We start from the raw sequence: 24,397 nt of genomic DNA on the forward strand, positions 1-24,397 counted from the left end.
AATTTTGGAAAGACTGAAACGAGCAAGCGAATAACTATTCTATCTCCTTGATTCGCTCTATCTGGCGATTCAGAACTTCATTAGAGATTAATCCTCTTTATTAATCCTAAAAGCAAAATCCTTGCAACTTTTACTGAATTTCAGTTAGTTGCAAGGATTTCTTGAGGTTCCTGGCGGATTCGAACCGCCGTACACGGTTTTGCAGACCGCTGACTAAGCCACTCATCCAAGGAACCATTTTTCTCGTTTGCGGTTGCAAAGGTAGTACAAATTTTGAAATTACCAACTATCCACAGCAATTTTTCTTTGTACTTTTTTTCTTTACACCACACTCTTTACGCTTCTTCTCTAGCATATCCTTTAGTTCACAGCCACTTACACAACTGTCACAAGGATTTTTATTTTCTCGCGTACGACGAAAAAAAAGAAAGATTCCATATATAATACGAGCAATACAGAGTACTACCAGTACTCCTACTACCCATTCCTGCCAATTAATCATACAAATAATCCTCCAATCTGATAAACGGCAAAGGATACAAGCCAAGCCAATACCGTAGTATAACAAGCTGCAAACAATGCCCATTTCCAACTACCGGACTCCTGTTTTATAGCAGCCAATGCCGCAATACACGGGAAGTAAATCAGTACAAAAAGCATATAACAGAATGCGACCAACGGAGTGATCGGAATCCTTTCTGCCAAACTTACCGAATCTGCATCCGGATCATCGACATACAACACTCCCAATGTACTTACCACCAGCTCCTTTGCCCCCACTCCTGAAATCAAGCCAATTCCAAGTTTCCAGTCAAACCCCATAGGTTCTATCACCGGCTCTATCGCACGTCCTAACTGACCGATATAAGAATTTTCCTGTTGCTCGGCAACTGTCTCGTATGCATCATGATTCGGATAATATCCCAGAAACCAAATTATAACAGAAGCGACCATAATAATTCCGCCCATTTTTTTCAAATACTGCGCTCCCTTTTCCCATGTATGGCGAAAGATCGATTTCGCAGTCGGCATACGATACGGCGGGAGTTCCATAACGAACGGAGTATCGTCACCCTTCACCAAGAACTTGCTAAACAACCGTGCTAACAGCACAGCCAGAAAAATACCAATTGCATAGATGCTTAACAATACCAAGCTCGCATTGTTCGGAAAGAAAGCTCCTACCAACAACAAGTAAATAGGTAAGCGCGCACTACATGACATAAGTGGATTAATCAACATCGTAATGAGACGACTTTTCCGGTTTTCGATAGTACGTGAAGCCATAATAGCAGGTACATTACATCCGAATCCCATAATCAAAGGTATAAACGATTTTCCGTGCAACCCCATTTTATGCATAATCTTATCCATAATAAACGCCGCACGAGCCATATAACCGGAATCCTCCATTAATGAAATACAGAAATACAAAATCAGAATATTTGGTAAAAAGACAATAACGCCTCCTACACCACCCACAATGCCGTCAACCAACATATCTTTCAACGGGCCATCCGTCATATTGTTACGAATCAAATCGCCTATTTGTTCCACCAACCATTCAATCCCCATCATCGGATATTCCCCGAGCACAAAAGTACCTTCAAACATCAGATACATGAAAAGGAAGAAAATAGGATATCCCCAAATACGGTGAGTGACAATGGAATCCAACACTTTTGTAGTCTGCGCCTGTTCCAAATGGTTATCAGTAAAAGTTTCTTTCAGCGCACCACTGATAAAACCATATTTCGCATCCGTAATAGCCGACTCGCAATCTTCATTCATCGTATCCTGTACGCGTTTGGCCATTTTATCACGAATACGCAGGATTTCCTCCGCATTCGGCAAAGTACGTACAAAACTCTCTATGTCCGGATCATTCTCCAACAATTTTATTGATAGAAAACGGGTAGAGTACTTATGGCGAATGAACTCATTCTTGGAAACTTCTTCTTTTACAGCCTCAATAGCTTTCTCCAAATCAGGTCCATGATTGATATGAATATGGCGGAACACACGCCCGGTCCTTTTATGTTCGCGTACATAATCTTCCAGATGTTCCTCTTCATGATTCTTACGGTCCTCCAAAGAATCATGCCATTCGGTCAGATCCTTCAATACTTCCGGATTCATATTCCCCTGTTTATCAAAGAAATCGACGCCTTCATAAAGGTTGATTACGACATGAAACAAGGTATCCAATCCACGGTTCTTCTTACTGACAGTAGGTAACATCGGTACTCCAAACAGTTTGCTCAGCAAATGATAGTCTAATGTATTCCCACTGGATTCCAATTCGTCATAAATATTCAAAGCCACCACCATACGGACATTCATGTCAATCAATTGCGTCGTAAGATATAAATTCCGTTCGAGGTTGGAGGAGTCTACTACATTAATAATCACATCCGGCGTTTCATCTATAATATGACGACGGACATAAATTTCTTCGGGCGTGTATGCAGATAACGAATATGTCCCCGGCAAATCTACAATACGAAAATGATACCCTTCAAAATCAAAATGCCCTTCTTTGGCATCCACAGTCACACCACTATAATTTCCGACATGCTCATGGGCACCGGAAGCCAGATTGAAAAGAGAAGTCTTGCCCGAGTTCGGATTCCCGACCAAGGCAACATTAATGGTACGGCGTTTACCTAACGCCAACCGCTTCATATCTTCTTCTTTTACAGAAACATCTTCAGGCAAACCTTCGTGATAAATAGTTTCGCCGGCTTGTTTTTTTGCTTCTTCTTCACTGACTACCTCAATCATCTCAGCTTCCTGACGACGCAAAGAAATTTCATAACCTAAGACTTTATATTTAATGGGATCTTTCAATGGAGCATTCAATAAAACTTCAACGGTTTTACCTTTAATAAAACCCATCTCCACGATACGTTTACGAAAACCACCGTGTCCCAGCACCTTTACGATGACACCTTTTTCGCCTGTTGTTAATTCGGACAAACGCATAACTCTCTAAATTTTCGGCAAAGATAATTCATAACTTCGGAGCACGCAAATTATTTAGATTGTTTTTAAATAAGAGTCATTTCTAATCGAAAAACTTCCTCACTAAAAAAGATCTGGTAATCAGAAAAAGAGGAAACAGAAGGAGAAGTTCCTGAAAAATTCAAAAGACTAAGCAAGAAACTATTATCTTTGCAAACATGATACAGCAACGGATTACACAATATATAGAAAAGAATCATCTGTTTTCATCAGACAGCAAAATTCTGGTAGCATTGAGCGGCGGCGCCGACTCTGTGGCACTGCTACGTATTCTCCACACAGCAGGTTATCACTGCGAAGCCGCACATTGTAACTTTCATTTACGCGGCGAGGAATCAAACCGCGATGAATCATTTGTCCGCCAACTCTGCCTGAAATACAACATCAGATTGCATACCGCTGATTTCAACACAACCCAATACGCAGCCGAAAAGCATATTTCGATAGAAATGGCAGCGCGGGAACTCCGTTATAACTGGTTTGAAGAAATTAAAAATAAATACCGGGCCGATGTCATTGCCGTTGCTCATCACCAGGACGACAGTATAGAAACAATGTTACTCAATCTAATCCGTGGCACAGGAATCACCGGATTACTCGGAATCCGTCCTCGAAACGGAGCTATTGTACGTCCACTCCTTTGTGTCAACCGCAAAGAGATCATTCAATATTTACAAAACATTGAACAGGATTATGTAACCGATAGTACAAATCTGGAAGATGAATACACCCGCAACAAGATCCGGCTCAACCTCCTTCCACTTATGGAGGAGATTAATCCATCCGTCAAGAATAGTCTGGTGGAGACGAGTAATTATCTGAATGATGTAGCTACTATATACAATAAATGTATAGCAAAAACAAAAGCAAGAATAGTCACACCAGAAGGAATCCGGATCAGCAGTTTGTTAAAAGAAGCTGTACCCGAAACTATTTTATTCGAGACTCTGCATCCACTCGGCTTTAACTCCACACAAATCAAAGATATTGCAAACTCACTTCATGGACAATCGGGAAAACAGTTTGCCAGCAAAGAATGGAGAGTGATTAAAGACAGGGAATTTTTGCTACTGGAAGAAATCCGGTCTGAAGAAAAAGACATCCCCCCTTTTCAATTAATTAAAGAAGAGAAAGAATACACGTCAAATTTTCAGATTCCACGGGAAAAAGGAACAGCATGTTTTGACGCTGACAAGTTGAATGAAGAAATCTATCACCGTAAATGGCAAATCGGTGATACTTTTATTCCTTTCGGAATGAAAGGCAAGAAAAAAATAAGCGATTACCTGACCGACCGCAAATTTTCTATCAGTCAGAAAGAGCGTCAATGGGTGCTCTGTTGCGGAGAACGCATTGCATGGCTGATAGGCGAACGAATAGATAACCGCTTCCGTATTGATGAAACAACGAAACGCGTTGTTATTTACAAAATAGTCTGAGGCTGTTTCTGCTTCTTGAAACAATCCGATAATAAAGCCGCAAAAGGAGTATCATACACTTTTGCATTCCTAGGACAGACTTTCACGCAAGCACAGCATTTGATGCATTTGGTTTCATCTACATTTAGTTCATCGCCTTTTGTAATAGCACCCGCCGGACAATGAACCACACACAACCCACAATGTGTACACAGACTCTCATCTTTTACCCACGGAGTACGAGGAAGCGGTGTGCCACTTTTACGTAACTTGATAACCTTCCTCAAAAAACGAAATAAGGGGAAGAAAGGCTGCCTCGGGCGTTTGATAGCACGGACATCTATCGGATAAAGAGTATCCGGGCCGGTAGCCGTTTTTATTTTTTCTATGATCTTTTTCCCGAACTCCGTAGCCAGAGCCAGGTCCGAATCATTCGGACGTCCGGCAGCAATCGGATGTTCATCCGTACTATATGAATGCTCACCGATAAAAGTTGCGCCGGCAATCACTTTCAATCCGTGGGGAAGGGCGAAAGCGTCCAATTCCATTAAGGCTTTTTCATAAGCACGATTGCCATAAACCACAACCAACACAGTAGGTGTATCCAAGCCACGAATATTCTGCAAACGTTCCATTGCCAAAGGAGCTACACGACCTCCATATACGGGAACTACGATAATAGCCAATGCAGATGCAGGAATTACAGCTTCCCCGGTAGTCTGCAAAGTGACATTAACAGGAAGAATATTTTTTATTCCTGTTCCGTGAACAATCGCCTCGGCAACTTGTTTTGATGTGTGTGTAGGCGAAAAATAAATTAAATGAGCTTCATTTACTGTCATACTATTTTCTTTTATGTAGCAAAGATACACTTTTACGTTGAAAAAAAGGTTTGATTGTTTATGAAACCAAAAAAATTTATTATCTTTGCCCCGTTGAAACATTCTACGATTCAACATATACATCCCTAATTCATAATAAAAACAAAACGTATGCTCGCATATCTGTGACCGGAGAGTCATAGTAATGCTGTCCATAATTCAGCAAAAAAGAAATATTAATAACTTACCATACTATATGTATAACATTATCCAATTAAACGACAAAGACCTGTCGGAACTTCAAGTTATTGCCAAAGAGTTAGGCATAAAAAAAACAGACTCATTAAAAAAGGAAGACCTTGTTTACAAAATACTCGATGAACAAGCAATCGCCGGAGCCACAAAGAAAGTTGCCGCAGACAAGCTTAAAGAAGAACGCAAAGAAGAACAAAAGAAAAAGCGTTCACGCGTAGCGCCTGCCAAGAAAGATAACAAAGTAGTTTCCGCAACCAAGGAAGGAGAAGCTGAGAAAGCCAAAGAAGCTGCTCCTGCCAAGCCACAACAGCCTTCTAAAAAAGAGGAAAGTGCAAATAAAGAAAAAGAGACTCCTGCTGTTGAAGTTAAAGCAGAAAATACCGCAGCTCCTAAACGTAAAGTAGGCCGTCCGCGTAAAAATGCCGATGCAGCAGAGCAAAAAGAAGTTGAAAGCGTGAAAACTGCAACTCCTAAAGTAACGGAAGATAAAGTAGTTACTGAGAAAGCTCCTGAAGTAATAGAAAAAGCAGTCCCGGCACAAGCTCCCGAAAAGAAAACAAAAGCCAACAAACCTGCTGAAGAGAAGAAAGTAGTAGTGAAACCGCAACCGCAAAAGAAAGCCGAACCCGTTATAGACGAAGAAAGCAATATCTTATCCGGTGCCGACGACGATGATTTTATTCCTATCGAAGATCTGCCTTCAGAAAAGATAGAACTTCCCACCGAACTTTTTGGAAAATTCGAAGCCACCAAAACTGAACCGGCACAAACTGCTACCGAACAACAAGCACCACAGCCACAACAACAGGCTCATCAGCAACAACAGCAACAACGTCCACGCATTGTCCGTCCGCGTGACAACAATAATGGCAATAATAATGCTAGCAATAATAACAATAACGCCAATAATAATAACAATAATAACTTCCAACGTAACAATAACCAAAATCAGAACCAGCAGCGTGTACCGATGCCGCGTCCTGCCCAGCCAAACAACGCGAACGAAAATCTTCCGGTACCACAACAGCAGCAGGAACGTAAAGTTATTGAGCGTGAAAAGCCTTATGAATTCGATGACATCCTTAATGGAGTAGGCGTACTGGAAATTATGCAGGATGGATACGGATTCCTCCGTTCTTCCGATTATAATTACCTTTCTTCTCCTGACGATATCTATGTATCACAGTCGCAAATCAAGTTATTTGGCCTGAAAACCGGTGACGTGGTAGAAGGAGTTATCCGCCCGCCCAAAGAAGGAGAGAAATATTTCCCGTTAGTAAAGGTATCGAAGATTAACGGACGTGACGCCGCTTTCGTTCGCGACCGTGTTCCTTTCGAACACCTGACACCGCTTTTCCCGGATGAAAAGTTCAAACTCTGCAAAGGCGGTTATTCGGATTCCATGTCTGCCCGCGTAGTAGATCTTTTCGCTCCAATCGGTAAAGGTCAACGTGCTTTAATCGTAGCCCAGCCTAAAACCGGTAAGACAATTTTAATGAAAGACATTGCAAATGCCATTGCAGCCAATCATCCGGAAGTATACATGATTATGTTGCTTATCGACGAACGTCCGGAAGAAGTAACAGATATGGCGCGCAGCGTCAATGCCGAAGTTATCGCTTCTACCTTTGATGAACCGGCAGAGCGCCACGTGAAAATCGCAGGTATCGTATTGGAAAAAGCAAAAAGACTGGTAGAATGCGGCCACGACGTAGTTATATTCCTTGATTCTATTACTCGTCTGGCACGTGCATACAACACAGTATCTCCTGCATCGGGCAAAGTACTTTCCGGTGGTGTGGATGCAAACGCACTTCATAAGCCGAAACGTTTCTTTGGTGCTGCCCGTAACATCGAGAATGGTGGTTCACTGACAATCATCGCAACTGCATTGATTGATACCGGTTCTAAAATGGACGAAGTTATCTTCGAAGAATTCAAAGGTACAGGTAACATGGAGTTGCAACTCGACCGCAACCTGTCCAACAAACGTATCTTCCCGGCAGTCAACATTACCGCATCCAGTACTCGTCGTGACGATCTGTTACTTGATAAGACAACTCTCGACCGTATGTGGATTCTCCGTAAATATCTTGCCGACATGAATCCGATCGAAGCAATGGACTTCGTAAAAGACCGTCTGGAAAAAACCAGAGACAACGATGAATTCCTGATGAGCATGAACAGCTAATTAGCAGTAAACCATAAATAATGAACGGTGAACAGAATGCGTTATAATCGCAGTTTGTTCACCGTTTATAGTTTTATCACCCGTCATTTATTCCAATTTTGTACAAAAAACTTTCACTTGCGTCCAAAACAAGTATTCCCCCCTTTTTTGCTTTCCCTTTTTTCCTACTTTTGCTTCAAAATCAAGTATCACTTAATTCTAACCAAGAATGAAAACAATTTATCCTTTCATGGGATTGGCTCTTTGCGGCATAGCAGCCCAAGCACAAGAAAAGCCCAATTTTCTGATTATCCAATGCGACCATCTTACACAACGCGTCGTTGGCGCCTACGGTCATACACAAGGTTGCACCCTTCCTATCGACGAAGTAGCTTCAAGAGGAGTTATCTTTTCCAATGCTTATGTAGGCTGCCCCCTCAGCCAACCGTCACGCGCCGCTTTATGGAGTGGCATGATGCCTCATCAAACTAACGTACGCTCCAACTCCAGCGAACCGATCAATACACCTATACCGGAAAACGTTCCGACATTAGGAAGCCTTTTTTCGGAAAACGGTTACGAAGCTGTACACTTCGGAAAAACGCACGATATGGGTTCATTAAGAGGATTCAAACATAAAGAGCCGGTAGCAAAGCCATTTACCGACCCGGAATTTCCGGTCAATAATGATAGTTTTCTGGACGTAGGAACCTGCGAGGACGTTGTTTCCTATTTAAGCAATCCTTCGGAAAAACCTTTCATATGCATTGCCGATTTTCAGAATCCCCATAATATCTGCGGATTCGTAGGAGAAAATGAAGGAGTACATACTGACCGACCTGTCAGCGGCACACTCCCGGAACTGCCCGACAATTTCGATGTAGAAGACTGGAACAACATACCTACCCCGGTGCAATACATCTGTTGCAGCCACCGGCGTATGACGCAAGCCTCCCATTGGAGTGAGGAAAATTACCGCCATTACATCGCCGCTTTCCAGCACTATACAAAAATGGTATCCAAACAAGTAGACAGTGTTTTGAAAGCATTATACTCCACCCCCGCAGGAAAGAACACAATCGTTGTTATCCTTGCCGACCATGGTGACGGAATGACTTCACACCGTATGGTGACCAAGCACATCAGTTTCTATGATGAAATGACAAACGTACCATTTATCTTTGCAGGTCCCGGTATCAAGCATCAGAAAAAACCGGTAGACCACTTACTCACGCAGCCTACACTAGACTTATTGCCAACCCTCTGTGACCTGGCCGGCATTCCTGTTCCCGCAGAAAAGGCAGGAATCAGCCTCGCACCGACATTAAAAGGAGAAAAACAAAAGAAGACTCATCCATATGTTGTATCCGAATGGCATAGTGAATATGAATACACAGTTACTCCCGGACGTATGGTACGTGGCCCCAGATACAAGTACACCCATTATTTGGAAGGCAACGGAGAAGAACTCTATGACATGAAGAACGACCCGGGTGAACGTAAGAACCTCGCCAAGAATCCCCAATATGCCAAGGTTCTTGCAGAACACCGTGCCATGCTCGACGACTACATCACCCGGTCAAAAGATAATTACCGCAGTCTGAAAGTAGACGCCGACCCGAGATGCAGAAATCATACTCCCGGCTACCCCAACCACGAAGGCCCTAGCGCACGTGATATTATCAAAAGAAAATAAATTAGAAAAAAAGAGCGAAGATTCTTGTCAGTCTTCGCTCTTTTTGTTTCTTTTGCATAAAACCTTGCAAACAAACATTCGGTGAATAGAAACTTACACCACATAATTACTACAATTATAACGGTATTCATATCGGTAACATTGTACGCTGCACATACTAATGCAGAACGTCTGTCTTTATTACAGCCGCTCATTCAGTATGACCTTGCTTTTAACACCGGCGTCACCACAGACAGTATTATCTTATGGGAGAAGCTGTTAACACCTGAACTTGAAAAGCAGCAACGATACGACATCTTATTCCAGCTCAAAGCAATGGCGGTTCAGTCATCAATAACAGAAGGAAATATCAGCCTGGCTATTGACAACGCCAATTCAATGTATAAGAAAGCTAAAGAGATAGACTACCCGCTAGGAACAGCTCTTGCACTACGTGCAATCGGAAATACATATTTAAGCTCATCAACACCACAAGTTGCCATAGGTTCTTATGAAGAAGCAATAGAGATTATGCAACAGATACCCGAAGCCGACATCTATTTAAAAAACGCATTATCTCAAATGATACTTATTAAGCTCAATAACCGGCAAATGGCAGGTATTGAGAAAGATATCAACTACCTGGAAGCTCTTTGCGACAAAAGGCCCGATTCACCTTGCTATTTTTATCTTCCCTGTTGCCGTGCGTTTTATGAGATACAGTCAGACAAACTCCCTTCGGCATTGGAACATCTGCAAAAAATGGAGCGAATCTATGCCAAACATCCGTATCCATATTTTCTTCTGTTAATCAAATACTTATATGCTTCCTACCATATCGCCGCAAAAGAATATACCCAGGCATTGCAATCGTATGATGAATTACTGCCATACGTCAAAGAATCCGGTTCGTACAAAGACATACAGATATCACAAGAACGGGCAAAAGTTCTTTCATTAATGGGACGTATCGAAGAAGCATGTGAGGAATATGAAGTGATTAACGCACGCAAAGACTCACTTGACGCCAATAGCTATCTGCGCCAGATCAATGAATTGCATACTCTCTATCAGATTGACAAGAATGAATTAAACAACATAAACAGGCAAAAGAAAATCTTATACTGGAGCTGGTTTATTATCCTGTCTGTCCTCTCCTTAATTATATTCTTCATCTTCCGCATCAAAAGGAACAACAAACGTCTGATCCAATCGCAACAAGAACAAGAAAAAGTAAAGAAACAGGCAGAAAATTCGATTCGCACTAAAAGCCTTTTTCTCTCTAACATGAGTCATGAGATTCGTACTCCGCTCAACGCCTTATCCGGCTTTTCCACCATTCTGACGGAAGAATCCATTGATGAAGAAACGAGAAAACAGTGCAATGATATTATCCAGCAAAATTCGGAACTGTTGCTAAAGTTGATTAATGACGTGATTGACTTATCCAGCCTTGAAATTGGAAAGATGACATTCAAGTTCAAAATATGCGATGCAGTAGGACTATGCAGAAACGTCATTGATATGGTGGAAAAGATAAAGCAGACCCATGCAGACGTCCGCTTCTCCACTCCTCTCGATTCCTTGGAACTACTGACAGATAGTGCCCGCCTGCAACAGGTACTGATCAACCTGCTTATCAATGCAACTAAATTCACCTCACAAGGCTCTATCACTCTGCAACTTGAGCAACAAACGGAAGATACGGCACTTTTCTCTGTCACCGATACCGGCACAGGAATCCCTAAAGAAAAACAGAAAAAGATATTCAACCGTTTCGAGAAGCTCAATGAAAATGCCCAAGGTACGGGGCTCGGACTATCGATTTGCCAACTCATCATCGAACAACTGGGAGGTAGTATCTGGATCGACCCCGATTACGAAGAAGGTTCACGTTTCTTGTTTACACATCCTATTGACAAAAGCGACCAAGGAAAGGAGGAAACAAGATGAAACGATTAATACTACTGCACATAGTCTGTTGCTGCTTTCTTGTCGGAAAAGCCGATTATGAAATGAACACGGACAGTTTGATACAGGTGTTTCAAAACCTGCCTCATGACTCAACCCGTCTTGTAGCTTTAAACAACATTATAAGAATAGAACAGAATAATCCTAAATGCATCCAGTTCTCGGACACTTTAATGAAAGAAGCATTGTTTCAGAAGGATGATAAATACGCAGGACTGGCAGCCTATTATCACCTATTGTACTATTATAACCACAACAAAACAGACAGCGTAGCGAAATGGATTACACAAATGGAACCACACGTCCACAAATCCGGTATATGGGATTATTTCTTCGACGCCAAACGTTTCCAGATCGACTTGTACACTTACAACGAAGAATACGAGCGTGCCATTAGCGAGGCAAACAAGATGAAGCAACAAGCTTTCGAAAAAAACAATCATCGGGGACTGGTAGCCGCTCATCAGTGTCTGAGCAATGCCTACATCGGCAGTCAACGTTGGGAGGAAGGCATCAAAGCACTGGAAGAAGCCTACAAGCTACTTGCTCCGGACGCTAATCCGGTAGTTCGCATCTCGGTACTGTCGCAATTGGTATCTGTCACCAAAGAAATGAAGAATAACAGCAAGCTGTTTAAATACCTGCAAGAACTCGAAAGCACACTCTATAAACATATCAAGGAAAATCCTTCTCTTAAAGACGGTTTCTCTGACGTATTTCTGTTCAACGAATTGTTCTATGCTTATTATTACCTGAATACCCAACAGCCGCAAAGAGCCTATGAACATCTGGTGAAAGCTAAGGAATATCAGAACGAAAACAACTATTTCATGTATCAGGTACTTTATTTCGACACCTACGCCAGATATTACAAATATATCGGTGAATATCAAAAAGCCTCAGATTATATCGACACCACATTAGTCATGCTAAAAGACAACTATGCCAGCGACTATGCCGAACAGTTATTGGTGAAAGCTAAAATATGGGTAAAGGCCGGCGATAGCGAAAAGGCCGTTCCACTATATCAGAAGGCACTTGCCATTAAAGATTCCGCCTCCATGTCGCTTGCAAACAATCAAATGGAACAAATAAAGAGCAGTTATCAACTGGATAAAATCAATATGGAACAACAACGGCACAACAACCGGATTCGCCTCATCTTTCTGGCTGTGATTATCGTTGTTTTATTTGTATTATTCATTTTCATGTTCCGTCTGGCTATGGTACGAAAGGCATTGAAACGTTCGGAAAACGAAATCCGCAAAGCCGCCGCAACCGTTCGGGAAACGAATGAAATAAAGAACCGCTTTCTTTCGAACATGAGTTATAACATCCGCACTCCGCTCAATAACGTAGTAGGATTCTCGCAACTCATAGCGTGTGAACCGAATATTGATGAAGGAACAAGGAAGGAATATTCGAACATAATCCACCAAAGCTCTGAAAAGTTAATGAGACTTGTCAACGATGTGCTCGACTTATCACGCCTGGAAGCTCAAATGATGAAATTCCAGATACAAGTTTACGATGCTGTCGAACTATGCAACGAAGCATGTTATATGGCACGTATGAAGAATGAAACGACAGGCATCCAAGTCCGATTCTACACAGAAACGAAGTCACAGCCCGTCCGCACAGATACCGCCCGCCTGACACAGATGATACTTAGCACACTGGTTTACCCGCATGAATACCAGCAAGACCAAAAACAGGAACGCGTCATCCGTTTCATACTCAGCCGGAAAGATGAAATGCTTCATTTCCAAATCATTAATTCGCCGTTGGCGGATACTACCTTTGTCTCACAGGAAACTGTCATCCGGCACGAAATCAACCAATTATTGCTGACACATTTCGGAGGAACCTATCAAATCAATACCCAAACCCCGGAGGGTCCGGAAATTGTTTTCACCTACCCGATCGCTTCCGATTCGGAATAAAGCGCTATCTTTGCAAAATGTAAACTTAAACGCTTAATATGTATACCAACAAACAGATTTGGAGTGTCAGTTACCCGATACTACTCAGCTTGCTGGCACAAAATGTCATCAATGTCACCGATACGGCGTTCCTGGGTCACGTAAGTGAAGTTGCCTTGGGAGCTTCTGCTATGGGCGGACTATTCTATATATGTGTATTCACCATCGCATTCGGATTCAGTACCGGTTCGCAAATCGTCATTGCGAGACGTAACGGCGAAGGACGCTACACAGATGTAGGTCCGGTGATGATTCAGGGAGTTATGTTCCTATTTGTAATGGCATTACTACTCTTCGGTTTCACCAAGGCTTTCGGCGGCAACATCATGCGGTTGCTGGTTTCCTCGGAATCAATCTACAAAGGGACAATGGAGTTTCTGGACTGGCGTATCTACGGATTCTTCTTCTCATTCATCAATGTTATGTTCCGGGCACTGTATATCGGAATCACACGTACTAAAGTGCTGACCATTAACGCAGTCGTCATGGCATTGACCAATGTCGTGCTGGACTACGCACTGATCTTCGGGAAATTCGGTCTGCCCGAAATGGGTATCAAGGGAGCCGCCATTGCTTCCGTACTGGCCGAAGCCTCCTCTATCCTATTCTTCCTCATCTACACATATGTCACTATCGACTTAAAGAAATACGGACTGAACCGTCTGCGTTCGTTCGACCCTGCACTGTTGATGCGGATTCTCAGCATTTCCTGCTTCACCATGCTCCAATACTTCCTGTCAATGGCTACATGGTTCGTATTCTTTGTTGCCGTAGAACGGCTGGGACAACGGGAACTGGCGATTGCCAACATAGTCCGGAGTATCTACGTCGTATTGCTGATTCCGGTCAATTCACTGGCAACCACCACAAACAGTCTTGTCAGTAATGCTATCGGTGCGGGAGGTATCAAGCACGTAATGCCGCTTATTAATAAAATTGCGAGATTCTCGTTCTTTATTATGCTGGGGCTGGTAGCAGTCACAGCACTATTCCCGCAACTACTGTTGTCCGTCTATACCAGTGAGGCAGCACTGATTGCAGAATCCGTCCCTTCAGTCTATGTGATTTGTATCGCCATGCTCATCGCATCGGTAGCCAATGTTGTGTTCAACGGTATCTCGGGCACAGGAAACACACAAGCCGCCTTACTGCTCGAAACAATTACAATTATCATTTACGGCTCGTATATCATTTTCATCGGGATGTGGCTCAAAGCACCGATTGAAATCTGCTTTACCATTGAGATTGTGTACTATACCTTGTTATTGATAACGAGTTATATTTATCTCAAAAAAGCAAAATGGCAGAATAAAAAGATATAAATACAAGAGATTTTTGTACATTTGCAGGCTCAAAATATTAATTCGTAATTAAATAACTATGTTCGATAATTTAAGTGAAAGACTAGAACGGTCATTCAAGATTCTGAAAGGTGAAGGCAAAATCACCGAAATTAACGTGGCGGAAACGCTGAAAGATGTACGCAAGGCACTTCTTGATGCCGATGTAAACTACAAGGTAGCAAAGAATTTCACAGATACCGTGAAAGAAAAAGCTCTTGGACAGAACGTACTTACAGCAGTGAAACCAAGCCAGTTGATGGTGAAAATCGTGCACGACGAACTGACCCAGTTAATGGGTGGCGAGACTGTCGAAGTTGATATTGATGCCCGCCCGGCAGTAATCCTGATGTCAGGTTTGCAAGGTTCCGGTAAGACTACCTTCTCCGGTAAGCTGGCCCGGATGCTGAAAACCAAGAAGAACCGCAAGCCATTACTGGTAGCTTGTGACGTTTACCGTCCGGCAGCTATCGAACAGTTGCGTGTGTTGGCAGAGCAAATTGACGTACCGATGTACTGCGAACTGGAAAGCAAGAACCCGGTAGAAATCGCGCAACACGCTATCCAGGAAGCTAAAGCCAAAGGATACGACCTCGTAATCGTCGATACAGCCGGACGTCTGGCAGTAGACGAACAGATGATGAACGAGATTGCCGCTATCAAGGAAGCAATCAATCCGAACGAAATTCTGTTTGTGGTTGATTCCATGACCGGACAGGACGCTGTGAATACGGCCAAAGAATTTAATGAACGTCTGGACTTCAACGGTGTGGTACTGACCAAGCTCGACGGTGATACCCGTGGTGGTGCGGCGCTTTCTATCCGTTCGGTAGTCAACAAGCCGATTAAGTTTGTAGGTACAGGCGAAAAGTTGGACGCGATCGACCAGTTCCACCCTGCCCGTATGGCAGACCGTATCCTCGGTATGGGTGATATCGTTTCGTTGGTAGAACGTGCGCAGGAACAATACGACGAAGAAGAAGCTAAACGTTTACAGAAGAAGATTGCCAAGAATCAATTCGACTTCAACGACTTCCTCAGCCAGATTGCACAAATCAAGAAAATGGGTAATTTGAAAGACCTTGCTTCCATGATTCCGGGAGTAGGAAAAGCAATCAAAGACATTGATATCGATGACAATGCTTTCAAGAGTATCGAAGCTATCATCTACTCCATGACTCCGGCAGAGCGTTCCAACCCGGAAATCCTGAACGGTTCACGCCGCACACGTATCGCGAAAGGTAGCGGTACAACGATTCAGGAAGTAAACCGCCTGTTGAAACAATTCGACCAGACTCGTAAAATGATGAAAATGGTAACCAGCAGCAAAATGGGTAAGATGATGCCTAAGATGAAGAAATAAAAGATTTCGTTTCAAATTCTAATAAAGAAAGGAAGCTTCCGGCTTCCTTTCTTTATTTTTTTAAACCCCTCCTCTCCTTTCCTACATCTACTTTATGTGATTTTCTCCTTATAATCACATCAGCTCTGTCATTCAATTGTAATGATTACAATTTTACATAGATTTTATATGTATATTCATTTTTATTTGTTTACTTTGCAAAAAATAACAGAACAAAAGCACGAATATGCACTACGTCTACGTAATGGTATATATTTCACTGGCAGTTGCGATGCAACTACTTACGGGAAATTTTCCGGTTTCCTTTTTCGCCTTTCCGCTCAATCTTGTTTTTGCGGCGCTATGGCTTTTCTTGTTATGGATGTTGTATAAGGAATATAAAATTGCAAAATTTACCCGATTCCTCTATTCTTCCCAAGCAAGTATCCTATCTATCGGATTACTCATCTGCGGTTGCCTGATAATAGGTCTTTTCCCTCAACTATCCGATGCGGAAGCAAAAATGCGTGAAGGGCTTCCAGCCTTTTTAGGTTGCTATAACTTTATGACTTCCTGGATATTCATCGCCATACTTCTGTTCTTATTAAGTAACCTGGCAATGATTACCATTCACGCCTATCATTACCGCAAACAGGCACGTTGGAGATTCATCCTGAATCACGCGGGGCTATGGCTGGCTCTATTTGCCGGTTTTCTAGGAAGCAGTGACACACAGACTTTACGTATACCTATATATAAAGGTGAGCCATCACGCGAAGCATTCGACATGAACGGTGCATCGCATTATTTGGATTATGAAATCGAACTCAACTCTTTTGCCGTAGAATACTACCCGAACGGGCGTCCTTCCCGCTTTGCCGCCAATGTACGTCTGGGAAATGAAAAAGCATTGCTTGAGGTCAATCACCCATACGCCTATCGGTTGGGAGAAGATATTTACCTCACCGGCTATGACGTAACGAAAGGCAACGAGAGTGAGTACTGCATCTTGCAGGTAGTAAAGCAACCCTGGAAATATATAATAGTAGCAGGTATCCTGATGATGCTTGCGGGAGCTATTCTTCTATTCATTAACGGACCTAAAACAGATGATAAACTGGGATAATTTCTATGTATTTGCAGCAGTATCTATCTGCTTATGGCTGATAGGAGCAGTATTTGCCCTTCGCTCGTCAACGAGAAGTAAGACAGCAATCGGTTTTACGTCAGGCGGAATTATCGTTCTGGCCGTATTCATTACCGGATTATGGCTCTTCCTGCAACGTCCTCCGTTACGCACTATGGGGGAAACCCGTTTGTGGTACTCTTTCTTCATGGGCATAGCCGGACTACTGACTTATATCAGATGGCAGTATCGTTGGATTCTTTCTTTCTCGGCACTGCTCGCCACAGTCTTTGTCATTATCAATCTGATGAAACCCGAGATACACGACCAGTCACTAATGCCGGCTCTGCAAAGCATATGGTTCATTCCCCATGTCACCGTATATATGTTCTCTTACTCTGTATTGGGCTGTGCTTTTATAATCGCATTGACTGGGTTGTTCCGCCATAAGGAAGAATACTTGCACACAGCCGACAATTTGGTTTATGCGGGAATAGCATTCCTCTCCATTGGTATGCTGCTAGGTTCCCTTTGGGCAAAAGAAGCATGGGGAAACTATTGGAGCTGGGATCCGAAAGAGACTTGGGCAGTCATCACTTGGGCAGGGTATTTACTTTACGTACACCTCCGTCTTTTTCGGAAAACGGGACGGAAAACGCTTTATGTGTTGCTCATCATGTCCTTCCTGGCTTTGCAGATGTGCTGGTACGGAGTAAATTATTTACCGGCGGCTCAACAAAGCGTACACTTATATAATCGTAATAACTAATCTAAAAAAACAAATGTGAAATGAAGAAAAGTACAAAACTAATTGTGGCACTGTTGGTAGTAGTAGCGGCATTAGCAGTCACTTATCGACTTATGCACCGCGTACCTTCTGCCGATCTGGAAGCAAATGCGCAGATGCAGCAGATTATTACGGATGCAGGATGTTTGAGATGTCATACCTCAACACCGGACCTACCGTTCTATGCAAGCATGCCTGTGGCCGGAAAAATTGTAATGGAAGACGTCAGCAAGGCATACCGTGCCTTCGACATGACCCAAATGGAGGCAGATCTGGAAGCAGGACAGCCCCTCAATCCGGCAGACCTGGCCAAAATAGAAAAAGTGATCCTCGACGGAAAAATGCCCCAGGCAAAATATTACCTTGTGCATTGGGGGGCTTCCTTCAATGACGCAAAAAAGGAAGTCGCACTGAACTGGGTAAAAAGTCACCGTATGGGAATGTATACGGACATTACAGTAGCACCGGAATTTGCCAACGAACCCATTCGTCCCATTGCCGATTCTATCGCAGTGGATGTACGCAAAGTCGTTCTGGGTAATTTGTTGTATCATGACACACGTTTATCTGCTGACAATACCGTATCATGTGCCAGTTGCCACGGGTTGGATACAGGCGGCGTGGACAACAAACAATATTCCGAAGGTGTAGGCGGACAGTTTGGTGGCGTCAATGCCCCGACAGTATACAACGCCGCATACAATTTCGTTCAATTCTGGGATGGCCGTGCCGGAACTCTTGCCGAACAAGCTGCCGGTCCTCCGTTGAATCCAGTGGAAATGGCTTGCGAATCATTCGACCAGATTATCGATAAATTGGCTGAAGACAAAGATTTCGTATCCGCATTCAACGAAGTGTATGCCGACGGATTGAGCGAGAAGAATATCACAGACGCCATTCAGGAGTTTGAAAAGACTTTGTTGACTCCCAACTCACGCTTCGACCGCTATCTGAAAGGACAAAAAGATGCAATCACCGAAAACGAAATCGCCGGATACGAACTTTTCAAGAAGTATGATTGCGCAACCTGCCATGTAGGAGAAATCCTGGGAGGGAAATCTTATGAACTGATAGGCGTACAGCACGATTACTTTGCCGATCGACAGGCAGAAATGACTGAAGAAGACAACGGCCGCTTCAAACAGACTCAAATAGAACGTGACCGCCACCGCTTCAAAGTGCCCGGTCTGAGGAATATCGAACTGACCGCTCCATATTTCCACGACGGCAGCATGGCTACTATGGATGACGCAGTCCGTGCAATGGCTAAATACCAGTTGGGCATCGATTTGCCACAACAGGAAGTAGATAAGATTGTAGCCTTCCTCCGCACACTGACCGGAGAGTACAAAGGACAGCTATTAACGAATAAGAATATGGAAATCTAATCAGGAAAAAGTCCTTTTTAGCCTGTTTCCGAACAGAGGCTCTATTTGCATCAAATGGAGGCTCTATTTGGGGTAAACAGAGGCTCTGTTTCACCTAAATAGAGCCTCTGCTTTTTTTGTATCCCGACAAAAACAACAATCCTTTTGGAGAGTTCAGTTATTTATTTTACTTTTGCCTATCACCAATAAATACTCTGAAAATATGACTCTGATAGACGGAAAAGCCATTTCCGAACAAGTAAAACAAGAGATTGCAGCCGAAGTAGCCGAAATTGTGGCTCAGGGCGGTAAACGTCCCCACCTGGCAGCTATCCTTGTGGGACACGACGGTGGCAGCGAAACTTATGTAGCCGCCAAAGTAAAAGCCTGCGAAGTTTGTGGGTTCAAATCTTCCCTCATCCGCTACGAAAGCGACGTGACCGAAGAAGAACTGCTCGCCAAAGTACGTGAACTGAATGAAGACAGTGACGTAGACGGATTCATCGTCCAACTCCCGTTACCGAAACATATCTCCGAACAGAAAGTTATCGAAACGATTGATTACCGCAAGGACGTAGACGGATTCCACCCTATTAATGTAGGACGTATGTCTATCGGACTTCCGTGTTATGTATCTGCCACTCCCAACGGTATCCTCGAACTACTGAAGCGTTACAAAATTGAGACTTCGGGCAAGAAATGTGTCGTACTCGGCCGAAGCAATATCGTCGGCAAGCCTATGGCTGCCCTGATGATGCAGAAGGCTTATCCGGGAGACGCAACCGTCACCGTATGTCACAGCCGCAGCAAAGACCTGATAAAAGAATGTCAGGAAGCCGACATTATCATTGCCGCTTTGGGACAGCCCAACTTTGTGAAGGCTGAAATGGTAAAAGAAGGTGCAGTCGTAATTGATGTAGGTACTACCCGTGTGCCAGATGCAACTAAGAAATCCGGATTCAAGCTGACCGGTGACGTGAAGTTCGACGAAGTAGCGCCAAAATGCTCTTACATCACCCCCGTACCGGGTGGCGTTGGTCCGATGACGATAGTATCGTTAATGAAAAATACACTTTTAGCCGGTAAGAAAGCCATTTATCAATGAGACATGCACTGTTTCTGATGATTTTATTTCTCTCCCTGTCCTGCACCTCCCGGTCGCAGGCAAGGAGAGATTCTATTAATACCTTATCTGATACTCTGTCGACACCCGACAGCATCATGTCTGCCGACACCTTGCGGCTTCTTTTCGTAGGCGATCTCATGCAACATCAAGGACAGATCAATGCTGCGCGTACCGCAACAGGGACTTATGATTACTCCGCTTGCTTTGAATACGTGAAAGAAGAAATTGGGAGTGTAGATCTTGCCATAGCCAATCTGGAAGTTACTTTGGGTGGAAAGCCCTATAAAGGTTATCCTGCTTTCAGCGCACCCGACGAATTCCTCACCGCCATTCACGACGCCGGTTTCAACGTACTGGTGACAGCCAACAACCACAGTCTCGACCGCGGAAGATCAGGATTGGAACGTACTATTCTTCTGATCGACTCTCTGAATATCCCTCATGCCGGTACGTACACCAATGCCGAAGAACGCGAAAAGAAATATCCGCTCCTGTTAGAAAAGAACGGATTCCGTATCGCCCTGCTCAACTATACGTATGGAACCAACGGAATCGCCGTTACTCCTCCCAATATCGTGAACTATATTGATACGGCTATTATCGCCAAAGACATCGAAGTGAGCAAGACACTGCATCCGGATGCCATTATCGCCTGTATGCATTGGGGAATCGAATATCAATCCCTTCCTGATAAAGAGCAAAAGTTCCTTGTCGGCTGGCTTCTTCAAAAAGGAGTAGACCATGTCATTGGTTCACATCCGCACGTTGTCCAACCAATTGAAGTCCGTACGGATAGCCTGACAAATGACAAACATCTTGTCGTATATTCTTTGGGAAATTATATTTCCAATATGTCCGCCCGCCGTACCGACGGCGGACTCATGGTAAAAATGGAACTGGTAAAGGATAGTACCGTCCGCCTCAACAACTGCGAGTATAGCTTAGTATGGACAGCACGACCGGTTCAATCTGAGAAAAAAAATCACCAATTACTTCCGGTAAACTTACCGATAGAGTTAGTTCCTTTAAAAGCCCGTAACTCGTTGAAAATCTTCACGAATGATGCGCGATCCCTTTTCAGCAAGCACAATCGGGGAATAAAAGAATACACTTTTTATAAAAAAAAGTAATAGAATTCTTTGGAGATTTAAAGATAATATCTATCTTTGCACCGCGTTAGAGAAACGCAGACATGGTGGATGTAGTTCAGTTGGTTAGAGCGTCAGATTGTGGTTCTGAATGTCGCCGGTTCGAGTCCGGTCTTCCACCCCAACAATAAGAGTAATTGATGAAAGCTTCGAGTAGTAATATTCGGAGCTTTTTTCTTATACAAAAACAGTATATTATGGAAAATAACAAAAAATTAACCAGAGCTTCCGCCGGTAACCGAATGGTTGCAGGGGTATGTGCCGGAATCGCCGATTATTTCGGCTGGGATCCCACCCTATTAAGAATCGTCTATGTATTAGCAACAATCTTCACCGCTTTTGCCGGAATCATCATATATATCATCCTATGGATCGTAATGCCGGAAAGAAGACCGGGAGATGGATATGAGGACCGTATGAACAACCGATTACACTAAAAATAAACGTCGGCAGACTTGAGTGAGAACACTGCAAGTCTGCCGGCGTTTGTCATTTCTATTCTTGTCTTGCAGAAAAAGGAAGCGGGAATTTCTTACCCGAAACTAATACAGTTCCAATCCGAATTCTTCTTTCAACTGCATCAATGCCTGATTCTTTTGAGACATCATCTGGAACTTCTCCACACGACCTACTGCACGAACCGTTTCTGTCGGTGCACTCACCCGTACCGTCATCACCACTTTACTATTCTTCAACCGGCCACGGAGATAATCCTGCAACTCAGGAATCAATGCCGTAAAGTCCTTTGCAGCAATCTCATTATCCACTACAATTTCAAAAGTGGTAGAGTTATTGAGCAACACCGGACGAAGCACCTGCATGCGTTTTGCGATAGCCACCTGCTCTTTCGGCAACTGACCTGCATACTCCTGCCAATAATAATTCAAATCCCGTTCATTGAAGTTAGAGTCTTGTTCCGGTTGCTGTACTCTGGGAACATGAGCTACAGTTGCATTCTGCGCGGCCTGATCACGCTGCGGATTCTTGATAGATACGCCCAGGCTGGACATCTTCATCACCGGGACCTTTCGTTCCTCTTTGGCAACCGAAGGAATTCCTGCGCCCGGCAAAGGAGCGGATGAAGTCGTATTCGTAGCAGAAGGCGATACAGGCCTTGCCGTCGTAGCCATCTGCGGCTGCCTGTTGGGAGTGACATTAGCAGTAACCGAAGCCGGTGACGAATGAACAGGAGCCTGCTGTACAGATGAAGCGGAAGCTACCTGCGACGGCTGAGCGGCGGCAGGTTGTGAGAACACGGGTTTTATAGTCTGTTTAGGGCTACGCCCACCACTCACATCATCCCCCTCGGTGGTAAGCTGCGCAACCTGTATCAAGGTCAGTTCTACCAGCAAACGCTTGTTCTTGCTGATGCGGTAATTCAAATCACATTCGTTACAGAGCTTCATCGCCTTATACAAGAAAGGCAACGGGCATTTCTGCGCCTGTTCCTGATAACGTTGGCGGATACTCGCTCCCACCTCAAGCAAAGGAAGTGTTACCGGATCTTTGCCTACCAACAAATCGCGAAAGTGAGAAGACAATCCGGTTATAAAGTGACTTCCGTCGAATCCCTTATTCAACACATCGTTGAAAAGCAACAACGCATCACTCACTTTATTGGCAAGAAAGCAATCCGTCAAACGGAAATAATATTCGTAATCAAGTACATTCAGGTTGTCAATCACGCTCTTATACGTAATATTTCCTCCGGTAAAACTCACCACTTGGTCGAAGATAGACAATGCGTCGCGCATACCTCCATCTGCTTTCATGGCAATCACGTTCAGTGCTTCCGGCTCTGCTGAGATTCCTTCTTTCGAAGCAACATACGAAAGATGATTCACCGTATCTTCCACACTGATACGATTGAAATCATAAATCTGACAACGGGAAAGAATGGTCGGAAGAATTTTATGCTTCTCCGTCGTGGCCAAGATGAAAATAGCATGACGGGGAGGTTCTTCCAGCGTTTTCAGAAACGCATTGAATGCAGAAGCCGAAAGCATGTGTACCTCGTCGATGATATAAACCTTATACTTGCCAATCTGTGGCGGGATACGCACCTGCTCCACCAGCTGACGAATATCGTCCACCGAGTTGTTGGAAGCTGCATCAAGCTCATGGATATTATACGACCGCTGCTCGTTGAAGGCAACACAAGATTCACACTGGTTGCAAGCTTCACCGTCGGCAGTAGGTGTCATGCAGTTGATTGTTTTGGCGAAGATACGTGCACAAGTAGTCTTTCCTACCCCACGCGGTCCGCAAAATAAATACGCATGAGCAAGTTTCTGAGTAGCAATTGCATTTTTTAGCGTAGTGGTCAGCGCCCGCTGTCCTACCACCGATTCGAACGTGGAGGGACGGTATTTACGGGCCGATACAATATAGTTTTCCATATCCGGGATTTTCTCTATTTTTGCTTTGCTTGCAAATGTACACAAAAAAGTGATAAGTAATAAGGGATAGAGAGAGAAGTTTTGAAGCAGAAGCGATAAGTTTTTAAGTTATTAGTTTTATCTTTGCGGAGATTAAAAAGATTAATTATGGGTAAACTAATCAGTATCTGGGAATTTATATGCCGACGCAAGTATCTTATCACTATCGTCGCATTTGTTGTCATTATCGTTTTTTTGGATGAAAACAGCCTGCTTCGCCGTCTTGGATACGAACGGGAGATCAGCCAGTTGAAAGAAGAAATAGAAAAGTACCGGGCGGATTACGAAGAGAATACCAAGCGCCTTAATGAAATAAGTACCAATCCGGACGCTATCGAACAGATCGCCCGCGAAAAGTATCTGATGAAGAAACCCAATGAAGATATTTACGTTTTTGAAGATTAAAG

General features: G+C 43.6%; 18 protein-coding genes and 2 tRNA genes. 15 read left to right on the top strand and 5 right to left on the bottom strand.

Annotation, left to right across the window (positions count from 1 at the left end; translation table 11 throughout):
• Positions 1-164: 164 nt before the first annotated feature.
• The 3 genes from BHV72_RS14195 to feoB form a co-directional block, all read right to left on the bottom strand.
• Positions 165-236 (bottom strand) — tRNA-Cys (locus BHV72_RS14195).
• Between the two features lie 50 nt (positions 237-286).
• Positions 287-502 (bottom strand): hypothetical protein, encoded by a 216-nt coding sequence (locus BHV72_RS14200; protein ID WP_022042005.1) that lies wholly within the window; start codon positions 500-502, stop codon positions 287-289.
• Entirely contained in the window at positions 499-2,985 is a 2,487-nt protein-coding gene (gene feoB / locus BHV72_RS14205; RefSeq protein ID WP_005681571.1) for a ferrous iron transport protein B, read from the bottom strand. Before feoB ends, BHV72_RS14200 begins: the two co-directional genes overlap by 4 nt.
• Before the next feature lie 197 nt (positions 2,986-3,182).
• On the opposite strand from feoB, the gene tilS reads away from it, so the two are divergent.
• Positions 3,183-4,463, top strand: coding sequence for a tRNA lysidine(34) synthetase TilS (gene tilS / locus BHV72_RS14210; protein WP_122118988.1), 1,281 nt, complete (start codon positions 3,183-3,185; stop codon positions 4,461-4,463).
• Here tilS and BHV72_RS14215 read toward each other — a convergent pair.
• The gene (locus BHV72_RS14215; protein ID WP_022042002.1) at positions 4,448-5,284 is read right to left on the bottom strand and encodes a 4Fe-4S binding protein; all 837 of its coding nucleotides are present in this window, start codon (positions 5,282-5,284) and stop codon (positions 4,448-4,450) included. The genes tilS and BHV72_RS14215 overlap by 16 nt on opposite strands.
• Before the next feature lie 235 nt (positions 5,285-5,519).
• Here BHV72_RS14215 and rho point away from each other — a divergent pair, with 235 nt between their 5' ends.
• From rho to BHV72_RS14280, 13 genes are all read left to right on the top strand, one after another.
• The gene (gene rho / locus BHV72_RS14220) at positions 5,520-7,709 is read left to right on the top strand and encodes a transcription termination factor Rho (protein WP_258974175.1); all 2,190 of its coding nucleotides are present in this window, start codon (positions 5,520-5,522) and stop codon (positions 7,707-7,709) included.
• 208 nt (positions 7,710-7,917) lie between these two features.
• Positions 7,918-9,384 (top strand): sulfatase family protein, encoded by a 1,467-nt coding sequence (locus BHV72_RS14225; protein ID WP_286856235.1) that lies wholly within the window; start codon positions 7,918-7,920, stop codon positions 9,382-9,384.
• Positions 9,385-9,465: 81 nt separating this feature from the next.
• Positions 9,466-11,316 carry a tetratricopeptide repeat-containing sensor histidine kinase gene (locus BHV72_RS14230; protein ID WP_005681579.1) on the top strand — a complete coding sequence of 617 codons (1,851 nt, stop codon included), beginning with the start codon at positions 9,466-9,468 and terminating at the stop codon, positions 11,314-11,316.
• Entirely contained in the window at positions 11,313-13,277 is a 1,965-nt protein-coding gene (locus BHV72_RS14235; protein ID WP_055171830.1) for a tetratricopeptide repeat-containing sensor histidine kinase, read from the top strand. Before BHV72_RS14230 ends, BHV72_RS14235 begins: the two co-directional genes overlap by 4 nt.
• A gap of 38 nt (positions 13,278-13,315) precedes the next feature.
• Entirely contained in the window at positions 13,316-14,638 is a 1,323-nt protein-coding gene (locus tag BHV72_RS14240) for an MATE family efflux transporter (protein WP_005678503.1), read from the top strand.
• 58 nt (positions 14,639-14,696) lie between these two features.
• Positions 14,697-16,019: a signal recognition particle protein gene (ffh, locus tag BHV72_RS14245; RefSeq protein ID WP_005678502.1), complete on the top strand. Its 1,323-nt coding sequence runs from the start codon at positions 14,697-14,699 to the stop codon at positions 16,017-16,019.
• 226 nt (positions 16,020-16,245) lie between these two features.
• Positions 16,246-17,124, top strand: a complete 879-nt coding sequence (locus BHV72_RS14250; RefSeq protein WP_005681582.1) for a cytochrome c biogenesis ResB family protein — start codon at positions 16,246-16,248, stop codon at positions 17,122-17,124.
• Positions 17,108-17,893, top strand: a complete 786-nt coding sequence (locus BHV72_RS14255; protein ID WP_005681583.1) for a cytochrome c biogenesis protein — start codon at positions 17,108-17,110, stop codon at positions 17,891-17,893. Before BHV72_RS14250 ends, BHV72_RS14255 begins: the two co-directional genes overlap by 17 nt.
• A 20-nt stretch (positions 17,894-17,913) precedes the next feature.
• Positions 17,914-19,299, top strand: coding sequence for a cytochrome c peroxidase (locus BHV72_RS14260; protein WP_005678499.1), 1,386 nt, complete (start codon positions 17,914-17,916; stop codon positions 19,297-19,299).
• 202 nt (positions 19,300-19,501) lie between these two features.
• Positions 19,502-20,383 carry a bifunctional methylenetetrahydrofolate dehydrogenase/methenyltetrahydrofolate cyclohydrolase FolD gene (folD, locus tag BHV72_RS14265; protein ID WP_005681584.1) on the top strand — a complete coding sequence of 294 codons (882 nt, stop codon included), beginning with the start codon at positions 19,502-19,504 and terminating at the stop codon, positions 20,381-20,383.
• Positions 20,380-21,534 carry a CapA family protein gene (locus tag BHV72_RS14270; protein WP_286856240.1) on the top strand — a complete coding sequence of 385 codons (1,155 nt, stop codon included), beginning with the start codon at positions 20,380-20,382 and terminating at the stop codon, positions 21,532-21,534. The genes folD and BHV72_RS14270 overlap by 4 nt, the downstream gene beginning before the upstream one ends.
• Positions 21,535-21,599: 65 nt before the next feature.
• Positions 21,600-21,676 (top strand) — tRNA-His (locus tag BHV72_RS14275).
• 73 nt (positions 21,677-21,749) lie between these two features.
• Positions 21,750-21,989 (top strand): PspC domain-containing protein, encoded by a 240-nt coding sequence (locus BHV72_RS14280; RefSeq protein ID WP_005681588.1) that lies wholly within the window; start codon positions 21,750-21,752, stop codon positions 21,987-21,989.
• A gap of 105 nt (positions 21,990-22,094) precedes the next feature.
• On the opposite strand, the gene BHV72_RS14285 is transcribed toward BHV72_RS14280, so the two are convergent.
• Positions 22,095-23,951, bottom strand: a complete 1,857-nt coding sequence (locus tag BHV72_RS14285; protein ID WP_122118909.1) for a DNA polymerase III subunit gamma/tau — start codon at positions 23,949-23,951, stop codon at positions 22,095-22,097.
• 147 nt (positions 23,952-24,098) lie between these two features.
• On the opposite strand from BHV72_RS14285, the gene BHV72_RS14290 reads away from it, so the two are divergent.
• Positions 24,099-24,395, top strand: a complete 297-nt coding sequence (locus BHV72_RS14290) for an FtsB family cell division protein (RefSeq protein WP_286856243.1) — start codon at positions 24,099-24,101, stop codon at positions 24,393-24,395.
• Positions 24,396-24,397 lie beyond the last annotated feature (2 nt).

Source organism: Bacteroides sp. 43_46 (assembly GCF_001915455.1).
GTDB lineage: Bacteria > Bacteroidota > Bacteroidia > Bacteroidales > Bacteroidaceae > Bacteroides > Bacteroides caccae.

Coding starts and splice junctions, on each gene's coding strand:
- BHV72_RS14200 (WP_022042005.1), bottom strand. CDS start 502: ATGATTAATTGGCAGGAATGGGTAGTAGGAGTACTGGTAGTACTCTGT.
- feoB (WP_005681571.1), bottom strand. CDS start 2,985: ATGCGTTTGTCCGAATTAACAACAGGCGAAAAAGGTGTCATCGTAAAG.
- tilS (WP_122118988.1), top strand. CDS start 3,183: ATGATACAGCAACGGATTACACAATATATAGAAAAGAATCATCTGTTT.
- BHV72_RS14215 (WP_022042002.1), bottom strand. CDS start 5,284: ATGACAGTAAATGAAGCTCATTTAATTTATTTTTCGCCTACACACACA.
- rho (WP_258974175.1), top strand. CDS start 5,520: ATGTATAACATTATCCAATTAAACGACAAAGACCTGTCGGAACTTCAA.
- BHV72_RS14225 (WP_286856235.1), top strand. CDS start 7,918: ATGAAAACAATTTATCCTTTCATGGGATTGGCTCTTTGCGGCATAGCA.
- BHV72_RS14235 (WP_055171830.1), top strand. CDS start 11,313: ATGAAACGATTAATACTACTGCACATAGTCTGTTGCTGCTTTCTTGTC.
- BHV72_RS14240 (WP_005678503.1), top strand. CDS start 13,316: ATGTATACCAACAAACAGATTTGGAGTGTCAGTTACCCGATACTACTC.
- ffh (WP_005678502.1), top strand. CDS start 14,697: ATGTTCGATAATTTAAGTGAAAGACTAGAACGGTCATTCAAGATTCTG.
- BHV72_RS14250 (WP_005681582.1), top strand. CDS start 16,246: ATGCACTACGTCTACGTAATGGTATATATTTCACTGGCAGTTGCGATG.
- BHV72_RS14255 (WP_005681583.1), top strand. CDS start 17,108: ATGATAAACTGGGATAATTTCTATGTATTTGCAGCAGTATCTATCTGC.
- BHV72_RS14260 (WP_005678499.1), top strand. CDS start 17,914: ATGAAGAAAAGTACAAAACTAATTGTGGCACTGTTGGTAGTAGTAGCG.
- folD (WP_005681584.1), top strand. CDS start 19,502: ATGACTCTGATAGACGGAAAAGCCATTTCCGAACAAGTAAAACAAGAG.
- BHV72_RS14270 (WP_286856240.1), top strand. CDS start 20,380: ATGAGACATGCACTGTTTCTGATGATTTTATTTCTCTCCCTGTCCTGC.
- BHV72_RS14280 (WP_005681588.1), top strand. CDS start 21,750: ATGGAAAATAACAAAAAATTAACCAGAGCTTCCGCCGGTAACCGAATG.
- BHV72_RS14285 (WP_122118909.1), bottom strand. CDS start 23,951: ATGGAAAACTATATTGTATCGGCCCGTAAATACCGTCCCTCCACGTTC.
- BHV72_RS14290 (WP_286856243.1), top strand. CDS start 24,099: ATGGGTAAACTAATCAGTATCTGGGAATTTATATGCCGACGCAAGTAT.